16 protein-coding genes are annotated in these 17,871 nt (G+C 66.0%); 7 read left to right on the plus strand and 9 right to left on the minus strand.

Annotated features, from left to right (window positions below; all coding sequences use genetic code 11):
* Positions 1-14 precede the first annotated feature (14 nt).
* The gene (locus AB7O82_RS05305; RefSeq protein WP_428618831.1) at positions 15-2,852 is read right to left on the minus strand and encodes a beta strand repeat-containing protein; all 2,838 of its coding nucleotides are present in this window, start codon (positions 2,850-2,852) and stop codon (positions 15-17) included.
* A 274-nt stretch (positions 2,853-3,126) separates the two neighbouring features.
* Here AB7O82_RS05305 and AB7O82_RS05310 point away from each other — a divergent pair, with 274 nt between their 5' ends.
* Complete coding sequence (locus AB7O82_RS05310) at positions 3,127-4,701, plus strand: winged helix-turn-helix domain-containing tetratricopeptide repeat protein (RefSeq protein ID WP_428618847.1); 1,575 nt, start codon at positions 3,127-3,129, stop codon at positions 4,699-4,701.
* A 187-nt stretch (positions 4,702-4,888) separates the two neighbouring features.
* On the opposite strand, the gene AB7O82_RS05315 is transcribed toward AB7O82_RS05310, so the two are convergent.
* The 8 genes from AB7O82_RS05315 to AB7O82_RS05350 form a co-directional block, all read right to left on the minus strand.
* Positions 4,889-5,683 (minus strand): hypothetical protein, encoded by a 795-nt coding sequence (locus AB7O82_RS05315; protein WP_428545517.1) that lies wholly within the window; start codon positions 5,681-5,683, stop codon positions 4,889-4,891.
* Positions 5,680-6,561 (minus strand): phytanoyl-CoA dioxygenase family protein, encoded by an 882-nt coding sequence (locus tag AB7O82_RS05320; RefSeq protein ID WP_428545520.1) that lies wholly within the window; start codon positions 6,559-6,561, stop codon positions 5,680-5,682. Before AB7O82_RS05320 ends, AB7O82_RS05315 begins: the two co-directional genes overlap by 4 nt.
* 179 nt (positions 6,562-6,740) lie before the next feature.
* On the minus strand, positions 6,741-7,535 hold the full coding sequence (locus AB7O82_RS05325; RefSeq protein WP_428545523.1) for an enoyl-CoA hydratase: 795 nt from the start codon (positions 7,533-7,535) through the stop codon (positions 6,741-6,743).
* A 229-nt stretch (positions 7,536-7,764) separates the two neighbouring features.
* Positions 7,765-8,943, minus strand: a complete 1,179-nt coding sequence (locus AB7O82_RS05330) for a CaiB/BaiF CoA transferase family protein (protein WP_428545525.1) — start codon at positions 8,941-8,943, stop codon at positions 7,765-7,767.
* A gap of 103 nt (positions 8,944-9,046) precedes the next feature.
* On the minus strand, positions 9,047-9,421 hold the full coding sequence (locus AB7O82_RS05335) for a hypothetical protein (protein ID WP_428545528.1): 375 nt from the start codon (positions 9,419-9,421) through the stop codon (positions 9,047-9,049).
* A 25-nt stretch (positions 9,422-9,446) separates the two neighbouring features.
* Positions 9,447-10,508 (minus strand): ABC transporter ATP-binding protein, encoded by a 1,062-nt coding sequence (locus AB7O82_RS05340; protein WP_428618832.1) that lies wholly within the window; start codon positions 10,506-10,508, stop codon positions 9,447-9,449.
* Complete coding sequence (locus AB7O82_RS05345; RefSeq protein WP_428545534.1) at positions 10,505-10,657, minus strand: hypothetical protein; 153 nt, start codon at positions 10,655-10,657, stop codon at positions 10,505-10,507. The genes AB7O82_RS05340 and AB7O82_RS05345 overlap by 4 nt, the downstream gene beginning before the upstream one ends.
* 357 nt (positions 10,658-11,014) lie before the next feature.
* Complete coding sequence (locus tag AB7O82_RS05350) at positions 11,015-12,031, minus strand: ABC transporter substrate-binding protein (protein ID WP_428545537.1); 1,017 nt, start codon at positions 12,029-12,031, stop codon at positions 11,015-11,017.
* Positions 12,032-12,126: 95 nt separating this feature from the next.
* Between AB7O82_RS05350 and AB7O82_RS05355 the strand changes: the two genes are divergently transcribed.
* The 6 genes from AB7O82_RS05355 to AB7O82_RS05380 all read left to right on the plus strand — a co-directional run bounded on the left by AB7O82_RS05355 (position 12,127) and on the right by AB7O82_RS05380 (position 17,866).
* Positions 12,127-12,747: a class I SAM-dependent methyltransferase gene (locus AB7O82_RS05355; protein WP_428545540.1), complete on the plus strand. Its 621-nt coding sequence runs from the start codon at positions 12,127-12,129 to the stop codon at positions 12,745-12,747.
* A gap of 53 nt (positions 12,748-12,800) precedes the next feature.
* Positions 12,801-14,150 (plus strand): MmgE/PrpD family protein, encoded by a 1,350-nt coding sequence (locus AB7O82_RS05360; protein ID WP_428545543.1) that lies wholly within the window; start codon positions 12,801-12,803, stop codon positions 14,148-14,150.
* A 169-nt stretch (positions 14,151-14,319) separates the two neighbouring features.
* Entirely contained in the window at positions 14,320-14,805 is a 486-nt protein-coding gene (locus tag AB7O82_RS05365) for a MaoC family dehydratase (protein WP_428545546.1), read from the plus strand.
* Between the two features lies 1 nt (position 14,806).
* Positions 14,807-15,967, plus strand: coding sequence for an acyl-CoA dehydrogenase family protein (locus AB7O82_RS05370; RefSeq protein WP_428545549.1), 1,161 nt, complete (start codon positions 14,807-14,809; stop codon positions 15,965-15,967).
* Entirely contained in the window at positions 15,967-16,446 is a 480-nt protein-coding gene (locus tag AB7O82_RS05375; protein WP_428545552.1) for a MaoC family dehydratase, read from the plus strand. The genes AB7O82_RS05370 and AB7O82_RS05375 overlap by 1 nt, the downstream gene beginning before the upstream one ends.
* A gap of 199 nt (positions 16,447-16,645) precedes the next feature.
* Positions 16,646-17,866, plus strand: a complete 1,221-nt coding sequence (locus tag AB7O82_RS05380; protein ID WP_428618834.1) for a CaiB/BaiF CoA transferase family protein — start codon at positions 16,646-16,648, stop codon at positions 17,864-17,866.
* Positions 17,867-17,871: the final 5 nt, after the last annotated feature.

Raw genomic sequence — 17,871 nt, forward strand, 5'->3', positions numbered from 1 at the left:
CCGAGTTCCAGCGATCAGGCGTGCGGCTGCGCGAGAAGCATCGGCTGGCTCGTCGCCGGGTCGGCCATCGACATGCCGCCCAGGCCCGGCCCGGCCGGCACGAAGCTCGACGCCATGAACTGGCCCATCAGCGACTGGATGACGACATTGTCGCCCGGACCGCCGTCGAGCACGTCCAGCCCGCCGCCGCCCAGCAGCACGTCATCGCCCTCGCCGCCCGCCAGGACGTCGTTGCCCGGGCTGCCGATCAGGACGTCGTTACCCGAACCGCCGTTGGCGGTGAGCTGGATCCCCGACAGGCCCGACGCCTCGACGACATCATCGCCGGCGAGACCGTTGATCACGAGCCGATCGTTCGCCGCCTCGAAGCCGGTAATCGTCACCTCGGCGGCCAAACCCTGGACCCTGATCACTCCGTTGTCGTTGGTGATCACGATCACATCGTCGCCGGCGGTGCCGTCGATGACGATTGTATCCGCCTGGCCGTCGCCCAGGCTTCCACCCAGGGTGCTCGCCAGATTGACCGTGACGTGGGTCACGTCCGTCCCAGTGAGATCATTGACCTTGATGGTGTCGGCGCCACCCAGCGCATTGAAGGTGATGCTCTCGACGTCGTCGAGGTCCATCGTGACGGTCGCGACGTTGCGGGTGAACAACGCGCGCCCGCCGTTGGCGAAGATGTCGATGATCTCGGCGACATTGGCACCGTTGAAGAGCAGCGTGTCGGTGCCGGCCTGGCCTTCGACGATGTCGTTGTCGTCGCCCGGGTTCCAGACGAACGTGTCGTCGCCGGCGCCCATCAGGGCAGTGTCGTTGCCGTCGCCGCCGTTGAAGAGGTCGCCCCCTTCGCTGCCGATCAAGGTGTCGACGCCGAGGCCGCCGTTCAAGGTCAGCTGGATGCCGTCGGCTTCCAGGCTCGAAGCGTTGATGGTGTCGTTGCCGCCGAGGCCGTTGACCGTGAGACGATCGTTCGCGACCTCCTGGAAGAACACGTTGACCGTGGCCTGAAGGCCGGTGACCGATACGCCTCCCGAGTCACCCGAGACGAAGATGGTGTCGCCGCCATTCGTGCCGTTCGCTGTGACATTGTCCGCCGCGCCGTCGCCGCCGCCGTTTGGGCCTCGCAGGTCGACGTCGACCCTGGTCACGTCAGTGCCGGTGAGATCACCGACGACGATGTTGTCCGCCCCGCCGAGCGCGCGGAATTCGATGCGCTCCATGTCGTCGAGGTCCATCGTGACGCTCGCGATGTTGCGCACGAACAGTGCGCGCCCCCCGTTCGCCACGATGTCGATGTTCTCGGCGACGTTGGATCCGAAGAACAGCATCAGGTCGTTTCCGTCCTGGCCTTCGAGCGTATCGTTGCCATCGCCCGGGTCCCACTGGAACACGTCGTCGCCGGCACCGAGCAGCGCGAGGTCGTTGCCGTTGTCGCCGAAGACGAAATCGTCGCCCTCGCCGCCGATCAGTACGTCGGCGCCCTGGCTGCCCAGGATGGTGTCGTTGCCGGTGCCGCCATCGATGGTGAGGCCGATGACGCCCGCCGGCATCGTGGTCGCGGTGATCCCGTCGTTGCCCTCGCCGGCATTGATGACCAGGCGGTCGTTGGCGCCTTCCGAATGAGCGACATTGACCCGTGCGGCGAGGCCCAGCACCGAGACCGAGCTGCCGGCGCCGAAGATGTCGATGATGTCGGCGCCGTTGGTGCCGGCGACGGTGATCGTGTCGGCCGCGCCATCGCCGGCGGTCCCGCCGATCGTGCCCGCGAGGTCGACATTGACCTCGGTCACGTCGGTGCCGGTCAGGTCGTTGACCTTGACCGAGTCGACGCCACCCAGCGCATTGAGATCGATCCGCTCGACGTCGTCGAGGTCCATGACGATGTTGCCGAGGTTGCGGGTGAAGCGGGTGCGCCCGCCGTTCGCGGAAACCTCGAAGATTTCGTTGCCGGCGCTGCCGTTGAACAGCATCCTGTCGGTGCCGTCCTGACCCTCCACGACGTCGCTGCCATCGCCGGGATCCCACTGGAAGACGTCGTCGCCGGCGCCCAGGAAGACCGCGTCGTTGCCCTGCTGGCCGTCGATGAAATCATCACCGTCGCCACCCAGCAGCGTATCGGCGCCGTTGCTGCCCAGAATCGTATCGTTGCCGGTGCCGCCATCGACCGTGACGCTGATGAGCGCGGCGAGATTGCCGGTGGCGCTGAAGCTGTCGTTGCCGCCGTTCATGTTGACCACGAGCTTCTCGGTCGTGCCGATGTCGAGGGAGAACGGTGCCGGATTGAGCCGGTCGACGCGCACGCGCGTGCCGTTTGCCGTGGCGGTGAAGACCTCGTCACCGCCGCCGCCATTGACCTCCGCGGTATCGGTCCCGGCGCCGCCTTCGAACAGGTCGGTATCGTCGCCCGGGTTCCAGATCATGCGGTCGTTGCCGCTTTCGCCGAACACCTGGTCGTCGCCATCGCCCCCGGTCAGGACATCGTCGCCGGTGCCGCCGAACAGGAAGTCGAAGCCACCCTTGCCCAGCAGGGTGTCGTTGCCGGCCTGCCCGAACAGCCGGTCGCCGCCCGAACCGCCGGTGAGGACGTCGTTGCCGGCTCCGCCGAACATGTCGGCGGCAGGAAGCGCGCCGTTGGCTTCGCTCAGCGTGATGACGTCGTCGCCGCCGAGGCCGAACAACGACATCCGCGTGGTATTGGCAATCGTGGCCGTGCCGCCGGTGATCGCCACGGCGCCGCCGTTGACGAGAAGTAGGCCGGCTGCGTTGCGGCTTATGGTGATGCTGTTCTCGAGCTCATCGCCGAATACCGACAGAAGGCCGGCGCCGGGGGTGAAGCTAGCCTTGATAGCCATGATCCTGGTCCTTTCACAAACGCCGCCCATGCGAGATGCGCGGATGGATCATGCTTAACCGTGGCTCCGAGGACCGGCTTGAAGCCGCACTGCAGGCGACGTTGATTTTTCATTGAGAAGGTCTGCATTTTTGATGCGTGCGGCGTGAACCGGGTTCTGGTACCGGCCCGTGCACAAAAGCCACAGGCGGCCGCGAAAGCGCACGACCATCGTGATCTGCCACGACTTGGTCGCTTTCGGGAAAAATTCTTGGCCAGCAACCGGGGACAGCAAATTGGAATTTATCTTTGCCGATCATGTACTTGACACCAACCGCCGCGAGCTGCGTCGCGGCGCCGAGGACATTGCCGTAGAGCCGCAGGTGCTGGATTTGCTGATTTGTCTCGTCGAGAACCGCGATCGCGTCGTCACGAAGGACGATCTCATTGCCTCGGTCTGGGGTGGCCGGATCGTATCCGATGCGACCTTGACGAGCCGCGTCCATGCCGCCCGCAAGGCGGTTGGCGACGACGGCCAGGGCCAGAAGCTGATCCGCACGATTTCCCGCAAGGGGTTGCGGTTCGTCGGCGACGTGCGAACCGAGGCTCCATGCAGCCGTGCCGTGGTGGCAATCGATCCACAACCATCGAAGGAAGTCCCCCTGCCCATCGGCCTCTCGCATGCCGAGGGGCCGGCCATCGCGGTCCTGCCGTTCACCAACATGTGCGGCGATCCAGCCGAGGACTATTTCTCCGACGGCATCAGCGAAGACATCATCACGGCGCTGTCGAAGCTGCGCCGTTTCCTGCTGATCGCCCGCAATTCTTCTTTTCTTTACAAGGGCAAGACCGTCCCACTGAAGCAGATCGCCGAGGAACTGGGCGTCGCTTACGTGGTCCAGGGCAGCGTCCGCCGCCGCGGCGATCGCGTTCGCATCACCGCGCAGCTCAGCAGCGCCTTCAACGGCAGCCAGATCTGGGCGGAACGCTACGACCATCATCTCGCCGACGTGTTCGCCGTCCAGGACGAGATCACGGAGGCCATCGTCGCGGCGATCGAACCGCAGATCTATGCCGCTGAGAACTTCCGGACCCTGCGCAAGCCGCCGGACCGGCTTGACGCCTGGGACCTGCTGATGCGGGCAACGTCGCACTACTGGCGCCTGACCCGGGAAGACAACGCCATCGCGCTGGCGTTGCTCGAGAAGGCCATTGAGATCGATCCCGTGTACGGCCAGGCACTCGGCCTGCTCGCCACGACCCATCTGTTCAATGCTTCCATGGGATGGGCCGACAGGACGATCGTCGGGCCGATTGCGGAGCGTGCGGCGCTGGCGGCGATCCGGGCCGACAGCGACGACCCCTGGGCGCACCATGCCCTGGGCTGCATTCACCTGTTTGCCCGCCGGTTCGACGATTGCCTTGCCGATTTCGAGCACGCCCTGCGGCTCAACCCGAATTTCTGCCTGGCCCAGGGCTACTACGGTCTGGCGTTGGCCTTTTGCGGCCGCTGGAAAGAGGGCGAAGAGGCAGCACACCGGGCGCTGCGCCTGAGCCCGCACGATCCATTCTCCGCCCTCTACTACGGCGTAGCTTCCTACACGCAGTTCGTCGGCCGCAACTACGACGAAGCGATGCAACTGGCGCGCACGGCGATCCGGCTGCATCCCGACTTTATTGGCGGCTACCGCGGACTCACCTCGGCGGCGGGAATGTCCGGACAGGCTGGGGTCGCAGCGGGCGCTCTGCAGGAATTGCGCCGGGTGCAGCCCAACATTTCATTGCAGTGGGTCGCCGACCAGGTGCCGATCCGCGACGACGCCGAACGCGCGCACTACGTCGAAGGCTTCCGCCGCGCCGGGTTGGATTAGTATTGGTTGGAGCGCGGTTGACTTTTCTGTCGTGCTGAGGCCGACGCTTGCGGAGAAGGCGTCGTAAGCGAAGGATCTCTTTGGCGCCCGGTGCGGTGTACGCCGAAACTTCTGACAATGAGATCCTTTCCTTCGACTCCGCTCAGGGCAGGCACCTCGCTGCAGGATCACAAGAGGGGTGCGAACGTCAGGCCGCAGCGCTCTCGCGCGCCACCCGGATCGCCCGGCAGATCGTGACCATCTTGCCGATGGCGTGGTTGACGAAGGCCGAGACCGAACTCTCGATGTCGGTGGCGTGCGCAGGGCGTTCGGCAGTGATTGCGCGCGCCAGCAGACGAGAGGATCGACGGGCTGCCTCGCGGTTTGCCGCGATGGCGCGATCCAGTGAGCCGTCCGCCTGCACCGCCGCCAGCGCAGGCTCGAGGCGGGCGAGGAACGCCGGCGCATGGGCCACATGACGATACATGCTGGCAAGAATCAGCGGCTGCTCCGAGTCGCCGAAGCAATTGAGCCGCAAGACCCGTCGCCATGTTTCCGGCGTGACGTCGTTTTCCGAGGCGAGTGCCGGCAGAGCCACGTCGGGCGTCGGAAGACGTGTGCCAGGTTGCGGCAAGCCGTGCGCCGCCCCCTCCCCGCGCAGCCACGCTGCCAGCGCTCCCAAAGAGAAAAGGTTCACCGTGTTCGAATGGTCGTAGCTCGCCAGCACGGCGTCGACGCTTGCCGGCTCGTCGCCGGCAAGAGTCGCCAGACGCGGCAAGGCCATGGCTTGCCGGAATCCGATGACCGTCTGGTCGACCATGCCCTGCTGATAGAGCGGCCTCACGGCGGCCCACGCCCACGGCAAGGCCTCGTCCATCGTTGCCAGATGGCGCCATACCAGATTGACCACCCGCACGCCCACCGTCGCACGGATGTCGGCAAACAGCTCGGCCGTCGAGCCGCTTGCCTCCGCCTCGGCAATGGCGGGGAATGGATCGCTCACTCCGCCGCCTGCTTCGACTCCTGACCCAGCACGGTGAAGAACGAGGCTGATTTGGGCTGTTTGGGCAGCTCGACCAGCCCCTCGGTCAGACGGGCGAACCTTGCCTCCTTGCCGCGCACGATGCGCCCTTCGTTCGGGCTCGGCATCGGGTTGCGCGCGATCGGCACGGCGTCGGCGGCAGTGTAGACGCAGATATAGAGGCCGCGCGCCTTGTCGGCGCCGTTGGCGGCCGAGCCGTGCAGGAGCTTGGTGTGCATCAGGCAAACGCTGCCCGCCTTGCCGACGCACGGCACCGACCGGGCCAGTGCCTGCTTTTCCGCATCAGCCGCCACCGCGCCGGTGAAACGCTCGCCGTCGAACAGCGACAGCATCGGGCCCTTGTGCGAGCCCGGCACCACGGTGAGGCAACCGTTGCTCTCGTCGATGTCGTCGAGGAAGAGAAGCGCCGTCACGATGTCGGAGTTGGTGTGCGGGGTATAGGCGAAGTCCTGGTGATAGGCGACCTCGGTGCGGGCGCCCGACAGTTTCAGGTTAATCTTGCAATGATGGAATTTGACGTCCGGTCCGATCAGGTCGGCCACCATATCGACCGTGCGGGCGTCGAGCATGACCTCCCGATAGGTGTCCGAGATGTCCGACGGGTTGTTGATGCGCCGCAGCGCCGGCTTCTCAGCGCTGTGCTCGGAACCCATGTCGAAGCGCGGGCGGCCGTCGATCGTCGGCGGGCCGAACGGCCGGGAATGCGCCCGACTCTGCTCGACCCAGGAGTCGATCTCGGCCCTGAGCGCCGCGAGCTGGGCCGGCGTCACGGCGTCCTCGACCATGAGATAGCCGTCGCGCCAAAAGGCATCGATCTGTTCGCGGCTGAGAACGGGCATGGGAATCTCTCCTGATAGTGCCGGATATTTTGAACAGTGCGCCCGTGCCGTGCAAAGACCAAATGCTTCGAGTTGCAGGGGACTGCCGAAGGCTCATCGTCTTCCGGGTCACGAGCGTCTCGCTCGCTCAAGCTCATGAGCGAACGAGACGCTCGCGGCCCAGAAGAGCATGGCGCTCGTCACCGCCCCTTGAACTGCGGACGGCGCTTTTCCATGAAGGCGCGGCGGCCCTCGATGTAGTCCTCGGAGGCGAAGCACTCCTGCACCAGCGCGCTGGTGCGCCCGAAATCAGGCTTACCGTCCAGCCGCGTCAGCTCCTCGAGGGTGCGCTTGGCCGCATGCATGGTGAGCGGCGCGTTCTCACCGATCAGCTTGCAGTAGTTGTCGACGTAGGCGTCGAGCTCGCCGTCGGGCACCACGCGGTTGAGCAGTCCCATCCCCAGCGCCTCCTCGGCGCTGAAATGGCGAGCCGTGAAGAAGATCTCCTTGGCATAGGCCGGGCCGACCAGGTCCATCAGGTTCTTGAGACCGGCGGCGCGATAGCCGAGACCGAGCCGCGCGGCCGGTACGCCGAATCTCGACTTGTCCGAAGCGATGCGGATGTCGCAGGTCAGGGAAACCGCCAGGCCGCCGCCGATGCAGTAGCCGCGAATGCGGGCGATCGTGGGCTTCGAGCACTTGGTGAGGCGCGCATTGGCGACCTCGCCGATCTTGTCGTAGTAGGCGACCTGCTCGGGCGTCGAGCGCGCCTTCTCGAACTCGGAGATGTCGGCGCCCGACACGAAGGCCTTGTCGCCTGCCCCGGTCACCACCACGACGCGGATCGCGGGGTCCTTCTCGAAATCATCGAGGATGACCGGGATCGCCTCCCACATGTCGGTCGAGGTGGCGTTGTGCTTCGCCGGCTTGTTGAAGACGAGCTTGCCGACCGGCCCATGTTTCTCGGCAATCATGTTGGGGGTTGGACTGATCATGACGGGGTCTCCATTCATGTTCTCCTCCCCGACGAAGTTGGGGAGGTGTCGCCGTCATACGGCGACGGAGGTGGCAAGGCCGGGAGCGCGCCACTCCGTGGCGCTCTTCTCGTTCGATCACACATCCTATGAGCGCCACGGAGTGGCGCGCTCCCAGCGATGACGCATGACCCCTCCATCGCCGTATGACGGCGACACCTCCCCAGCGAAGCTGGGGAGGATTCTGACTCTAAATCACGCCACGCTGCCGGAAGCTCGCAATGGCAGCATCGTCGTAGCCTGCCTCCTTGAGCACCGCTTCGGTGTGCTCGCCCTGTTCGGGCGTCGCCGAGCGCATCTCGAACGGCGTGCGGCTCATGTTGATCGCCTGACCGATGAGTTCGATCTCGCCGAGCTTGGGTGACTTCACGGGATGGGCCATCATCAGGTGCTTGACCTGCGGGTCGGCGAACATCTCGTCCATCTTGTAGATCGGGCCGGCGGGCACGCCGGCCTTGTTCAGCTTCTCGACCAGCTCGGCGCTGCCGTAGGCCTCGACCCGCTTCTCGATCTCCGAGTTGAGCAGGTCGCGGTTGGTGCGGCGCGCCTTGTCGGTCGCGAACCTCTCGTCGGTCAACAGCTCCGGCGCCACGATGCATTCGCAGAAGCGCTTGTAGATGTGGCCTCCGGACGCCGCGATGTTGATGTAACCGTCCCTGGTCTTGAACACCCCGGTCGGAATCGAGGTCGGATGGTTGTTGCCCGCCTGCCCGGGCACGTCCTTGGCGATGGTCCAGCGCGCCGCCTGGAAGTCGCACATCGAGATCATGGCCTGCAGCAGCGAGCTCGACACCCATTGGCCCTGCCCCGAGGTCTCGCGTTCCAGGAGCGCGATCAGGATGCCGATGGCGCAGTGCAGGCCGGCGCCGACGTCGGCGACAGCAATACCGGCGCGCACCGGGCCCTGCCCCTCCATCCCCGTCACCCACATCAGGCCGCCCATGCCCTGGGCGATCTGGTCGAAGCCGGCGCGCTCGGCATAGGGCCCGTCCTGGCCAAAGCCCGAGATCGAGCCCAGGACGATGCGGGGGTTCACCTTCTTGAGGCTTTCGTAGTCGATGCCGAGCCGGAACTTCACGTCGGCGCGGTAGTTCTCGACCACGACGTCGGCCTTCTCGACCAGCTTCATGAAGACGGCCTTGCCGTCCGGCTCCTTGAGGTTGAGCGTGATCGACTTCTTGTTGCGATGCAGGTTCTGGAAGTCGGGTCCGTGGCGCGGCCCGCCCATGTCCATATCGCCGGCGCCGGGCGGCATCTCGACCTTGATGCAGTTGGCACCCCAGTCGGCGAGATAGCGCACTGCGGTCGGACCGGCGCGCACCCGAGTCAGGTCAAGGACGGTGAATCGGGAAAGCGGTCCGGCGGTCATGGCTGCTCTCTGGTCGTGGACGAGGAACCATCCGTACCATGCCGACTGGACGTCCAGCCAGACACCCTGAACAGAGCCGCCCTGCGATTTCGCCTTTCGCTCCCTATTCGAGCTTCAGGCACATTTGAGGCAACGCAAACCACACGCGGACAGTGGAGTTCTCTTTCTCGCGCAGCCATTCCGCGATGGTGGCGTCGGCGATCTCGTCGGGCATGCGCCCGTATTCGGCAGGTAGCCGGCCGCGGCCGTCAATGACGTTTGCCACCCAAATGACCGGCTTTGCGCCATTGTGCAGCAAGGCAAGTACGTTGCGACGGACGTATTGGGTCAGATCGTCACCAGACAGATCAAATCCTTGCCGGTCAAAAGAAACGACCCGCCAGAAACCAACGCCGTCAGCGGCAAGTTCTCCTGCCACCAGCGCGACCCGTTCCCCAATTGTCTGCCCGTAGTAGCTATCTCGACGTTCCTCGATCATGGCTGTCGTCGCGACGTTGTCGCTCCTACTCCACCCGCACCATGGCCGCGGGATCGATCTCCAGCCAGACGCGGCTGCCGACCTCGAAGATGGCGTTCGGGCCGGTGGAGACCCGCACCGCCCCGGCGCCGGCGAGCGGCCGCACCTGGTAGTCCCAATACTCGCCGAGGTAGGAGCGACCGGCGATTTCCGCTTCGACGGCGACGCTGTTGCCGTTGGGCTTCTGGCTCGACAGGCCGATCGCCTGCGGGCGCAGCGAATAGAGCAGCCCACCCGCAGCGTCCGCGCCCTCCAGGCGGCTCGCCGCCGCCGAGAAGCCATCGAAGCACACATCGCTGCCCTGCCGCTTGCCTTCGAGGAAATTGGTGCGGCCGATGAAGCCCGCCACGAACCGGCTCTTCGGCCGGACATAGAGCTTGTGCGGGGCGTCGACCTGCTCGATCCGGCCCTTGTTCATGACCACGATCCGGTCCGAGGTCACCATGGCCTCCGACTGATCGTGCGTCACGTAGACCGTGGTGATCTTGAAGGCATCGTGCAGGCGGCGGATCTCGAAGCGCATCTCCTCGCGCAGGTTGGCGTCCAGGTTGCTGAGCGGCTCGTCGAGCAGCAGCACCTCGGGCTCGACCACGATGGCGCGGGCCAGCGCCACGCGCTGCTGCTGGCCGCCCGACAGCTCGGCCGGATAGCGGCCCTTGAGACTGCGCATCTGGACCACGTCGAGGATGGCGTCGACCCGGCGGTCGATCTCGGCTCGTGACAGCTTGCGCACCTGCAGGCCGAAGCCGACATTCTCGCCCACCGTCATGTTCGGCCAGATGGCGTAGCTCTGGAAGATCATGGACATGCGCCGCTTCTCCGGCGGCACCACGTTCGTCGGCGAGGAGATCACCTGGCCGTCCATTTCGATCGTGCCGGCCGACGGCGGCACGAAGCCCGCGATCATGCGCAAGGTCGTTGTCTTGCCGCAGCCCGAGGGCCCCAGCAGCGACACGAACTCCCCCTGGGCGAGCTCGAGCGAGAAATCGGCGACAGCCTCGACCGAGCCGTAGAAGCGGGAGACGTTTCTGAGCGCGAGCTTGCTCATGTCGCGCTGGGCCTCGGCACGAAATCGCGACCCAGTGCCTTTGGGCCGGTCCACGGCAGCGGCAGGGTCGGCATGAGCAGCCCCTGCAGGATCAGGGCGAGCGCAGCCAGGTACTCGAGAGTGCCCTCCTCGCTCATCTCGAAAATCATGACGGACGCCACCTTGATGCTCGGGCCGTTGAGAAGACCGCGGCCGACAGTTCGCGCGTCGACGGTATGAAGATCAAGGGCCAGGGACGGGGCAGGCTGCACCAGAGCAGCGGCGCAACGACGCGCCGACGACCACTGCGGCACGCTGACGCCATGTCTGCTCCCTCCAGCGAAAATGCCAGAGATTCGATATTTCTCCAATCTTCCTCCGTCATCGTTCCGATGATGGGGGAGACACCCAGCACGCCCGGCGCGCACCACGATGCCGCGAAAATGGAAGAGAGGCTCATGGCTCGGAGCGCGCCACTCCGATGGCGCTCATGGGAGGTGCAGTGGCGCGCTCCCAGCGCATTCTTGTCAATTCCCGAACGTGTCGCGCCAATGCTCGATCACTTCGGGCATGCCCTTGTCGATCTCGGCCACGGTCGGCTGGATCGTCTTGATTTCACTGATCGGCTTCGCGCCGGGTGCCGCCGGCACCTCGGGCCGCAGCGGAATGGAGAAGTGCTTGGCGCTGATCTTCGCCGCCTCGAGCGAATCGAGATACTCCATGAACAGCCGGGCGGCATTGGGGTGTCGGGCATCCTTCATGATCGCCGACGGCGCGATGACCAGCACGGCGCCGTCGCTCGGGTAGGAGACCGCCAGCGGACTGCCGCGGGCCGCACTGAACAGCGTCGGTCCCAGGGCACCGGCGGCGACCACGCGCTCGCCGGCCGTGAGCGCCTTCACGGTGTCGTTGATCGAGCGGCCGATCTGGGGTCGGTTCTTCTCCAGCCTGTCGAAATACTCCCAGCCATAGAGATTGCTCATCGCCAACACCCAGGTGCCGATATAGCCGGAGAAGGCCGGATGGCCGGTCGACACCTTGTCTTTCCATTTGATGTCGAGCAGGTCCTGCCACTTCCTGGGCGCTTCCTCCGGTTTCACCTTGGCGCTGTTGTAGGTGAGCGCGACCAGGCCGGCCGAGGTCGCATGATAGTAGCCGTCGGGGTCGAAGTTCCGGAAGGCCGGCAGGATCCTGGCCGATGACTCCGGAACATATCTCTCGAACAGTGCCTTGGTCTTGAGCCGCACATAGTGGCCAATGTCGGTCGATGAGAAGACGTCACAGATCGGCTGGTTGCTCTTGAGGTCCTGCAGGAGGCGCTGATAGGCGACCTGCGCCGCCATCCGCACCACGTTCACCTTGACGCCGTAGAGCCTGCCGAACCCGTCGGCGAGCTCCTCGGCGCCCTCCGACGTGTAGTGGGCGACATACCAGGTCAGCTCCCCTTCCTTCCTGGCGGCTTTCTCCAAGGCCTTGACGTCGGCCCGCGCGGCCGGCGCGAAGACGAGCGCGAGGACGACGCAAATGCGCGCGCACACCCTCATCGGTTTCCTCCCTGAGCACGTTCGTATTATCGTTGCGGGCGATACGATCACACGGGCCGGCGCGCGACAAGCTCGCGTGCCCGGCAAGGGAGCCCATGACGGACGACCGATCGGCCGACTGGGCCGCCTATTACGAGAAGCTTCGCGACCGGCCGCCACGCCGCACCCTTCTCACCGCGCTCGATCGCTTCGGACCAGCCTCGGCGGGCTCGCTCGCCATCGATCTCGGATGCGGCGACGGACGCGACGTGATCGAGATACTGCGCCGCGGCTGGCGTGTCGTGGCCGTCGATGCCGAACCGGAAGCGCTCAAGAGGCTGCAGGCGCGTCCCCTGCCCGCCGGCAGCGACCTGACGCCCATCGTCGCCCGGTTCGAGGACGTCCCGTTGCCGCTTGGCGTCACTCTGGTCAACTCGAGCTTCGCCATGCCGCTGTGCGCACCGGACGACTTCCGCCGGCTCTGGCAGCGCATTCGCGACGCCCTGCCGGCGGGCGGCCGCTTCGCCGGCCAATGGTACGGGCCGCGCGACAGCTGGGTCGGCCGCTCCGGCATGACGTTCCTCAGCCGCGACGAGGCGCTCGGGCTGCTCGACAGTTTCGATCTTGAGATGTTCGAAGAAGAGGAGGCCGACGGCGTCACGCCTCGCGGCAACGCCAAGCACTGGCACATCTTCCATATCGTAGCGCGGAAGCGCGAGGACGCCGCGCCGCAGTAGACAATGCGCGTGCTCTCGTCGGAAACTTAGAGGATTGCCCGCAAGGAGTCGCCATGGCCACCGTTGCCGTCACGTCCGAGATCGCCCGACGCGCCGCCGTTCTCGCCTGGACCGACCTGCCCGACGACCTGATCGAGCGCACCAGGCAGTGCCTGCTCGACTGGTTCGCCGTCACGGTGGCCGGCGCCCAGGAGGAGCTCACCGAGATCCTGGTTCGGGAGGCGCTCGAGGATGGCGCCAAGGGTCCGGCGACCGTGGTCGGTCGCAGCGAGAGGGTGCTGCCGTCGGCCGCCACCCTGATCAACGGGGCGGCAAGCCACGCCCTCGACTATGACGACGTCAACTTCTCGATGGGTGGCCATCCGACGGTAACGGTGGTCCCTGCCCTGCTGGCGCTCGGCGAGCAGACCGGCGCCTCGGGTCGTCTCTTCATCGAGAGCTTCGTTGCCGGCTACGAGACCTCGGGGCGGGTCGGCCGCCTCGTCTCACCGAGCCACTATCAGAAGGGCTTTCATGTCACCGGAACGGTCGGCTCGTTCGCCGCCACGGCCGCGGCCGGCCGCATGCTCGGCCTCAGCGACCGCCAGCTCGCCGTCGCGTTCGGCATCGCGGCGACCCAGGCCGCGGGCCTGAAGTCGAGCTTCGGCACGATGTGCAAGCCGTTGCACGCCGGCACCGCCTCCGAGCACGGCCTGCGCGCCGCGCGCCTCGCCGCCAAGGGGTTTACCGCGCGCAGCGACGTGCTCGAGTGCGATCAGGGGTTTGCCTCCTCGCAGAGTGACCATCTGAACGCCGAGCAAGCGCTCGGCGAGGCCCCGCAGGGATGGCACCTGCGAAACAACCTCTTCAAGTACCATGCCGCCTGCTACCTGACGCATGCGCCGATCGAGTGCGCCAAGGAGATCAGGCTCAAGAGCAACTTCCCGCCCGAGCGGGTGAAGAAAATCCTGCTGCGCATCGACGCTGGGGCCGACCGCGTGTGCAACATCCCCCATCCGACCAGCGGCCTCGAAGCCAAGTTCTCGCTGCGCCAGACCGTGGCGATGGCGCTGACCGGCGTCGATACGGCCAATCTCGACTCCTACAACGAGGCGGTCACGCGGGAGCCGCGCATCCAGGCCCTGCGCGAGAAGATGGCGATCGAGTTCAAGCCCAACTGGGAACACTCGCTGGCCGAGATGGCGATCCAGCTCGACGACGGCACGACCATCGAGGCCTCGCACGATTCCGGCATCCCATGGGCCGACCTCGCCAAGCAGCGCAAGGCCATCGAGAACAAGTACGAAAGCCTGGTCGTGCCCGTGTTGGGCGCGGCGGGCGCGAAGCGCCTGTTCGACGCGATCGAACGCATCGATACGCTGGACGATGTCGGCGAGCTCGCGCGGGCGTCGGGGAGGGGCTAGTCACTTTCCTCTCATGGCCGGCAGCGCGCCACTCCGTGGCGCTCATGGAATGTGTGATCGACAAGAAGAGCGCCACGGAGTGGCGCGCTCCCGGCGATGACCCCTCCGTCGCCGTGAGACGGCGACACCTCCCCAGCGAAGCTGGGGAGGGAGATGAATTGGAGACAGAATGACGGAAGATTTCAGATCACGCGCCCGGCTGGTGCCGAAGGGCAACCGGTACGAGGATTTCGAGGTCGGGCGGGTGTTCCGACACCATTGGGGGCGCACCATCACCGAGTCGGAGAGCACTCTCTTCTCCACCTTGACGCTGCATTTCAATCCGCACTACTACAACGCCGCCTACGCCCGCGCGCACGGCCATCCGGGCGTCGTCGCCAACCCGATGCTCGTCTTCACCACGGTGTTCGGCCTCACGGTCGAAGATCTGAGCGAAGGCGGCGGGCCGTTCCTCGGGGTCAACGAGCTCGGCTTCCACCAGCCCGTCTATCCCGGTGATTCGCTCCGCGCCGAGTCGGAGGTGCTCGACCGCCGCGTGTCCGACTCCCACAAGGGGTTCGGCATCGTCACCTGGCACAGCAAGGGCCTCAACCAGCGCGACGAGATCGTCATCGACTTCAAGCGCACCAACCTCGTGCGTCTCAGGAATCCCTAACATGCCTTACATCACCGAAGAGCGCCGCATGATCCAGGAGCAGGCGCGCGAGTTCACCCTCAACGAGGTCCTGCCGGTCGCCAACAAGCTCGACCCCGAGAAGGGCGACATCCCGATGTCGCTGCGCGACAAGATGGCCGAGCTCGGCTATTTCGGCATCCTCATCCCGGAGAGGTACGGCGGCCTCGGCCTGGGCTGCTTCGAGTACTGCCTGGTCACCGAGGAGCTGTCGCGCGGCTGGATGAGCGTCGCCTCGCTGATCGCGCGCGGCAACCTCCTGATCGGCGCGCAGATGATGAGCGAGGAGCAGCGGGCGCGCTACCTGCCGCGCATGGCGAAGGGCGAATTTTTGGGCGCCTTCTCCATGTCCGAGCCCAATGCCGGTTCCGACATCGCCAACATATCCTGCCGCGCCCGCAAGGATGGCACGGGCTACCTGATCAGCGGCAACAAGTACTGGTGCACCTTCGCCGACGGCGCCGACTTCCTGATCATCATCGCCCGCACCTCCGATGCGCCGGCGAACAAGCGGCACATGGGCCTGTCGATGTTCTTCGTCGAGAAGAAGCGCGGCGAGCTGCCCAAGGGCTGCAGCGGCGCGCCGATTCCCAAGATCGGCTATTTCGGCTGGAAGACCTACGAGCTGGCGTTCGACAATTTCCGCGTCGAGGCGTCCGACATGATCGGCGAGGAAGGCCACGCCTTCTACTACGCCACCTCGGGCCTCGAGACGGCGCGCGCCCACACGGCCGCGCGCGCCATCGGGCTCGCGCAAGGCGCGCTCGACGATTCGATCGCCTACGCCAACGACCGCAAGCAGTTCGGCCGGTCGATCGCGGACTTTCAGGCAATCCGCTTCAAGATCGCCGAGATGGCGACCCAGATCGAGGCGGCGCGACAGCTCAACTACTTCGTCTGCGAGCAGATCGACACCGGCCAGCGCTGCGACAAGGAAGCATCGATGGTGAAGCTGTTCGCCTCGGAGATGGCCGAGCGGGTATGCAGCGAGGGCATCCAGATCCACGGCGGCGCCGGCTACACGACCCTGCATGCCGTCGAGCGCCACTGGCGCGATGCGCGTCTCACCAAGATCTTCGAGGGTACGTCGGAGATCCAGAAGCGCATCATTTCCGATCGACTGCTGGGCCGCGGGAGGAATTGATGAAGGTCTGCGCCCTGACCGGCAGCCACAATTACTTCGAGGACTTCACCGTCGGCGACGTCCTGAAGCACGCCCGCGGCAAGACGGTCGAGCCTCTCGAGCAGGTGTGGATCACCAACGTGACCATGAACACCGCCGAGGGTCACTTCAACGAGCACCTGATGTCGTCGAGCCCCTGGGGCAAGCGGCTCGGCTTCGGCGGCGTCACCATCTCGATGTGCATCGGGCTTGCCGCCGAGGACACCGCCGAGAACGCCCTGATGGAGCTCGGCCTGGACAAGATCCGGCTGAAGGCGCCGGTGTTCCACGGCGACACGCTCTATTGCTACAGCGAGGTGCTGGAGACGAAGGACGGACCGCGGCCCGACGGCGGCATCGTCCGCTTCAGGCACTACGGCGTCAACCAGGACGACAAGCACGTCTTCGAAGGCGAGCGCACGGTGCTGATCAAGCGCCGCACCCACTGGGGGGATAAGTGAGTTCAGGACCTCCTCCCCAGCCTTGCGGGGGATGGGCCCCGTCTTAGGGGGCGGCGGGGACTTGGTCTTCGGGACCGCGGGCGTCTCGCCCGCTCATGAATCTGCGCGGGCGTGACGCCCGCGGTCCAAGAAAGCATGACCCCTCCGTCGGCGAAGACGCCGACACCTCCCCAGCGAAGCTGGGGAGGAGGGAAAACGCATGACCTCCCCCCTCGGCGCGCTCGACGGGGTCCGCATCGTCGATCTGACGCAGATGCTGGCGGGGCCGTTCTGCACCATGCTGCTGGCCGACCAGGGGGCTGAGGTGATCAAGGTCGAGCCGCTCGACGGCGACCACACGCGCATCGTCGGTCCCTACCACGCCGACGACACGTTGAAGGCGTTCGGCGGCTACTTCGCCTCGGTCAACCGCAACAAGAAATCGGTCGCCGTCGATCTCAAGAAGCCGGAGGGCCGCCAGCTCGTGCTGCGGCTGTGCGAGGGCGCCGACGCCATCGTCGAGAACTACCGCGGCGGCGTCATGGACCGGCTGGGGCTGGGCTACGAGACGATGCACGAGCGGTTCCCCAGGTTGGTCTACGCGACCATCCGCGGCTTCGGCGACTGGCGCACCGGCCGCAGTCCCTACACCGACTGGCCGGCCTACGACGTGGTGGCGCAGGCGTTCGGCGGCGTCATGGCGATCACCGGTCCGGACAAGGACACGCCAATGAAGGTCGGCCCGGGCATCGGCGATCTGATGCCTGCCACCATGTGCGCCGTCGGCATCGTCAGCGCCATACTTCGCGCTCACAAGACCGGCCAGGGCCAGCTGGTCGATGTCGGCATGGTCGACGCCATCCTGTCGCTCTGCGAGCGCATCGTGCACCAGCACTCCTACACCGGCGGCGTTCCGGTACCGGAAGGCAACCATCACCCCCTGCTCTGCCCGTTCGGCATGTTCCCGGCCAAGGACGGCCACGTCACGATCGCCGCCCACGCCGACACGCATTTCCCGATCCTGTGCCGGCTGATCGGCCGGCCCGAGCTCGGCACGGATCCGCGCCTGGCCACGGTCCAGGACCGCCGCGCCAACCAGGAGGAGATCATCGAGGCGGTCTCCGCCTTCACCCGCGATCGAACCAAGCAGCAGCTCTTGGACCATCTCGGCGGGCAGGTGCCGTTCGCGCCGGTCAACGACGTGCGAGACGTCTTCGCCAACCCGCATTTCGCCGCCCGCGACATGGTGGTGTCGGTACCCCATCCCGGCCTCGCGCACGAGACCAAGGTCGCCGGCGTGGCGATCAAGATGAGCGAAACACCCGGACGAGTGCGCCATCGCGCCCCGTTGCTGGGCGAGCACACCGACCAGTATCTGACCGGCCTCGGCCTCGGTGGCGCGGATATTGCGCGGCTGCGGGCCGGGAAAATCATTGCCTGAGGGAG

This window comes from Reyranella sp. (genome assembly GCF_050185545.1).
Classification (GTDB): Bacteria; Pseudomonadota; Alphaproteobacteria; order Reyranellales; family Reyranellaceae; genus Reyranella.

What these genes read in the sequence shown, in the direction of transcription:
- AB7O82_RS05305 (WP_428618831.1), bottom strand. Translation starts at nt 2,852, where the DNA reads ATGGCTATCAAGGCTAGCTTCACCCCCGGCGCCGGCCTTCTGTCGGTA.
- AB7O82_RS05320 (WP_428545520.1), bottom strand. Translation starts at nt 6,561, where the DNA reads ATGCCCGTTCTCAGCCGCGAACAGATCGATGCCTTTTGGCGCGACGGC.
- AB7O82_RS05325 (WP_428545523.1), bottom strand. Translation starts at nt 7,535, where the DNA reads ATGATCAGTCCAACCCCCAACATGATTGCCGAGAAACATGGGCCGGTC.
- AB7O82_RS05330 (WP_428545525.1), bottom strand. Translation starts at nt 8,943, where the DNA reads ATGACCGCCGGACCGCTTTCCCGATTCACCGTCCTTGACCTGACTCGG.
- AB7O82_RS05335 (WP_428545528.1), bottom strand. Translation starts at nt 9,421, where the DNA reads ATGATCGAGGAACGTCGAGATAGCTACTACGGGCAGACAATTGGGGAA.
- AB7O82_RS05340 (WP_428618832.1), bottom strand. Translation starts at nt 10,508, where the DNA reads ATGAGCAAGCTCGCGCTCAGAAACGTCTCCCGCTTCTACGGCTCGGTC.
- AB7O82_RS05345 (WP_428545534.1), bottom strand. Translation starts at nt 10,657, where the DNA reads ATGATTTTCGAGATGAGCGAGGAGGGCACTCTCGAGTACCTGGCTGCG.
- AB7O82_RS05350 (WP_428545537.1), bottom strand. Translation starts at nt 12,031, where the DNA reads ATGAGGGTGTGCGCGCGCATTTGCGTCGTCCTCGCGCTCGTCTTCGCG.
- AB7O82_RS05355 (WP_428545540.1), top strand. Translation starts at nt 12,127, where the DNA reads ATGACGGACGACCGATCGGCCGACTGGGCCGCCTATTACGAGAAGCTT.
- AB7O82_RS05360 (WP_428545543.1), top strand. Translation starts at nt 12,801, where the DNA reads ATGGCCACCGTTGCCGTCACGTCCGAGATCGCCCGACGCGCCGCCGTT.
- AB7O82_RS05365 (WP_428545546.1), top strand. Translation starts at nt 14,320, where the DNA reads ATGACGGAAGATTTCAGATCACGCGCCCGGCTGGTGCCGAAGGGCAAC.
- AB7O82_RS05370 (WP_428545549.1), top strand. Translation starts at nt 14,807, where the DNA reads ATGCCTTACATCACCGAAGAGCGCCGCATGATCCAGGAGCAGGCGCGC.
- AB7O82_RS05375 (WP_428545552.1), top strand. Translation starts at nt 15,967, where the DNA reads ATGAAGGTCTGCGCCCTGACCGGCAGCCACAATTACTTCGAGGACTTC.
- AB7O82_RS05380 (WP_428618834.1), top strand. Translation starts at nt 16,646, where the DNA reads ATGACCTCCCCCCTCGGCGCGCTCGACGGGGTCCGCATCGTCGATCTG.